Raw genomic sequence first — 3,542 nt, forward strand, 5'->3', positions numbered from 1 at the left:
TGTCCCTGCCGGGCACGGTTTCCGTGCGTGCAACTTGTTGCATCTCATTTTGGGGTGAGCAACCCGCCCCTGGCGCAAGTAAGATGTTGGTTTAACACCTGCACCTGTGCAATCCGCCCGCGGTTTAGCTGCGATTCGACCGTGGTTCGACTACGTTTGAACCGCGCTCAGGTTACCGGCGTCGGTTTCATCATGCCGGCCGAACCCGCTCCCGCCGCAGACTGCTGGGCAAATTATATTCAGAATGAAAGAGTTAGGCAAAAATTCGCAGAAACCGGTCGCAGGTGATCAGGTGTCGATGATCGAAATCGACGACAGCGCGGCGGGTCAGCGGATCGATAATTTTTTGTTGCGCATCTGTAAAGGTGTGCCCAAAAGCCATATTTATCGCATCCTGCGCAGCGGGGAAGTGCGCGTCAACAAGGGGCGCGTCGATGCGCAATACAGGCTGGCGTACGGCGATCTGGTTCGCGTGCCGCCGGTTCGCATCGCGCATGGCGCAGCCGAGGCGGCGCCTGTGCCGCCGCCTTCCGCCCATTTCACCGTGCTGTTCGAAGACGACCACCTGCTCGTGATCGACAAGCCGGCCGGCGTCGCCGTGCACGGCGGCAGCGGCGTCGCGTTCGGCGTGATCGAGCAGCTGCGCGCGGCGCGGCCGCAGGCGAAATTCCTCGAACTGGTGCACCGGCTCGACCGCGAAACGTCGGGCGTGCTGATGCTCGCGAAAAAGCGCGCGGCGCTCGTCGATCTGCACGAGCAGATTCGCGAAAACCGCGTCGACAAGCGCTATTACGCCTGTGCGCACGGCGAATGGGCGAGCGACTGGGGCCGGCGCCGGGCGGTCAAGGAGCCGCTGCACAAATATCTGCTGCCCGACGGCGAGCGGCGCGTGCGGGTCCAGCCGGACGGGCTGCCGTCGCATACGGTGTTCAATCTCGTCGACCGCTGGCCCGAGTACGTCCTCCTTGAAGCGGAACTGAAAACGGGTCGGACCCATCAGATACGCGTCCATCTGGCTCATTTGGGGCTGCCGATCGTCGGCGACGCGAAGTACGGCGATTTCGCGCTGAACAAGGCGCTGGCGCGTGCGAACGCCGTGCCCGGCCTGAAACGCATGTTTCTGCACGCGTACCGGCTTAAGATCACGCATCCGGCGACCCGCGAGACGCTGCAGTTCGAGGCGCGGCTGCCCGACGAGTGCCGGCGCTTTATTACGCAGCTTGCCGAGCTGAACGGGCAACCTCCCGCCCGGACCTCACCTGATAACGAGACGCACACGCATGGCTCGACAGCAATTTGATCTGATCGTCTTCGATTGGGACGGCACGTTGATGGATTCGACCGCGCATATCGCGCGCAGCATTCAGGCCGCGTGCCGCGATCTCGGGCTGCCGGTGCCGGCGACCGAGGCGGCGAGCTATGTGATCGGCCTTGGCCTGCGCGATGCGCTGCAAATCGCCGCGCCGACGCTGGACCCCGCCGACTACCCGCGGCTTGCCGAACGCTATCGCTTCCATTTCCTCGTGAAAGACCAGACCACCGAGCTTTTCGAGGGCGCGCGCGAACTGCTGACCGAGCTGCGCGACACCGGTTACCTGCTGGCGATCGCGACCGGCAAGAGCCGCGTGGGCCTGAATCGCGCGCTCGATCAGGTGCGTCTGACGAGCCTCTTCGACGGCACGCGCTGCGCCGACGAAACCTTCTCGAAGCCACACCCGGCAATGCTGCACGAGTTGACGCGCGAGCTCGGCCAGGACCCGGCGCGCACGGTCATGATCGGCGACACGACGCACGACCTGCAAATGGCGTCGAATGCGGGCGTCGCCGGCGTCGGCGTTGCTTACGGCGCGCATCCAGCCGGCTCGCTATCGGCTTTCGGGCCGAAATACATCGCTGAAAGCATCGGCTCGCTGTCCGACTGGTTGCGCGAGCACGCATGATGGGCACGAACTCCGCATCGGTCGAATCCGTGCGCGTGTGCGCGTCCAGCGAACTTGTCGACGGCGGCGCCGGCATGCGGCGCGACGCGACCGATGGCAACGGTAACGTCGTTGTATTCTTCGTGCGCTACGATGGCACGGCATACGGCTACCTGAACCGTTGCGCGCATGTGCCGATGGAGCTCGACTGGGTCGAAGGTCAGTTCTTCGAATCGACCGGTTTATACTTGATGTGCTCGACGCACGGCGCGATCTACGCGCCGGATACGGGGAAATGCGTCGGCGGTCCGTGCCGTGGCGGGAGGCTGCATCCGGTGCGGGTCGAAGAGCGCGAAACGCCCGAAGGGCGCGCGGTTTTCTGGCTGCCGGACGACGAGCTTCGGCCGCTGGGTTTCGATCGCTGATTTTCGACCCCTGATTTTCGACCGCTGGTTTCACTGACGAGCGCCGCACCCGACGCACCTTGACCATTCCCCGATTCATTCCCGGAACACCAATCCAATCGATGCAGGCGGCAACGCATGTCTGACAATCTCACTCCCGATTCCAACGAAGCGAACAAGGCGGCCGAGCGCAAACCCGCAGCCGGCAACGAGCCCGGCTGGGAGCGCGCCGCGCTCGAGCGCATCGCGCTCGCCGCGATTGCCGAGCAGCGTGCCGCGCGGCGCTGGCGCATCTTCTTTCGCTTCGTGTTTCTCGCGATTCTCGTCGTGATCGGCTGGGGCGTGTTCGACCTGACGGGCGACCATGTCGCGGCGACCGGCCGTCATACGGCGCTCGTTTCGCTCGAGGGCGAGATTTCGTCCGATACCAATGCGAACGCCCAGGACATCAATAACGCGCTCGACGATGCCTTCGAAGACGCCGGCACCGCGGGCGTGGTCCTGCATTGCAATAGCCCGGGCGGCAGCCCTGTGCAGGCGGGCATTATCTATAGCGAAATCCGGCGGCTGCGCAGCAAGCATCCGTCGATTCCGCTTTACGTCGTGGTCGGCGATATGTGCGCGTCGGGCGGCTACTATGCGGCCGCCGCGGCGGACAAGATTTATGTCGACAAGGCGAGCATCGTCGGCTCGATCGGCGTGCTGATGGACGGCTTCGGCTTTACCGGTTTGATGGACAAGCTCGGCATCCAGCGGCGTCTGCATACCTCGGGCGAAAACAAGGGTTTCTTCGATCCGTTCTCGCCCGAAACGCCGAAGATGGACGCGCACGCTCAGCAGATGCTCGACCAGATTCACGCGCAGTTCATCGACGCGGTGCGTCAGGGGCGCGGCAAGCGGCTGCACGAAACGCCGGACGTCTTCTCGGGACTGTTCTGGACCGGCGAGAAAAGCGTCGAACTGGGGTTGGCGGACGGCTTCGGCGATACCGATTACGTCGCGCGCGAGATCATCAAGGCGCCGGACGTCGTCGACTATACGGTGAAGGAAAGCATCACCGACCGCGTCGCGCGCAAGTTCGGCGCGGCAGTCGGCAGTGCGGCGATTCACGCGATGATTGCCGGCGGGAAACCGGGTTTGCGGTGAGCTGGTTCGCGGTGAGCCGGGCTGAGTGTCGCGCGCGTCGGGCGGCGCGCGACGCGGCCGTGGCGGCACGGCC

The 3,542-nt window shown here is 64.4% G+C and carries 4 protein-coding genes; all 4 read left to right on the top strand.

Features of this window, described 5'->3' with window-relative positions:
* Window positions 1-244: 244 nt before the first annotated feature.
* On the top strand, window positions 245-1,300 hold the full coding sequence (locus ACYPXD_RS33490; protein WP_459722676.1) for an RluA family pseudouridine synthase: 1,056 nt from the start codon (window positions 245-247) through the stop codon (window positions 1,298-1,300).
* Window positions 1,281-1,940 carry an HAD-IA family hydrolase gene (locus ACYPXD_RS33495; protein ID WP_459722680.1) on the top strand — a complete coding sequence of 220 codons (660 nt, stop codon included), beginning with the start codon at window positions 1,281-1,283 and terminating at the stop codon, window positions 1,938-1,940. Before ACYPXD_RS33490 ends, ACYPXD_RS33495 begins: the two co-directional genes overlap by 20 nt.
* Window positions 1,937-2,344, top strand: coding sequence for a Rieske (2Fe-2S) protein (locus ACYPXD_RS33500; RefSeq protein WP_459722685.1), 408 nt, complete (start codon window positions 1,937-1,939; stop codon window positions 2,342-2,344). The genes ACYPXD_RS33495 and ACYPXD_RS33500 overlap by 4 nt, the downstream gene beginning before the upstream one ends.
* A 117-nt stretch (window positions 2,345-2,461) precedes the next feature.
* On the top strand, window positions 2,462-3,469 hold the full coding sequence (locus tag ACYPXD_RS33505; RefSeq protein WP_459722688.1) for a S49 family peptidase: 1,008 nt from the start codon (window positions 2,462-2,464) through the stop codon (window positions 3,467-3,469).
* Window positions 3,470-3,542: the final 73 nt, after the last annotated feature.

The sequence above is a fragment of the Paraburkholderia sp. 2C genome (assembly GCF_054589215.1).

Coding starts and splice junctions, on each gene's coding strand:
- ACYPXD_RS33490 (WP_459722676.1), top strand. CDS start 245: ATGAAAGAGTTAGGCAAAAATTCGCAGAAACCGGTCGCAGGTGATCAG.
- ACYPXD_RS33495 (WP_459722680.1), top strand. CDS start 1,281: ATGGCTCGACAGCAATTTGATCTGATCGTCTTCGATTGGGACGGCACG.
- ACYPXD_RS33500 (WP_459722685.1), top strand. CDS start 1,937: ATGATGGGCACGAACTCCGCATCGGTCGAATCCGTGCGCGTGTGCGCG.
- ACYPXD_RS33505 (WP_459722688.1), top strand. CDS start 2,462: ATGTCTGACAATCTCACTCCCGATTCCAACGAAGCGAACAAGGCGGCC.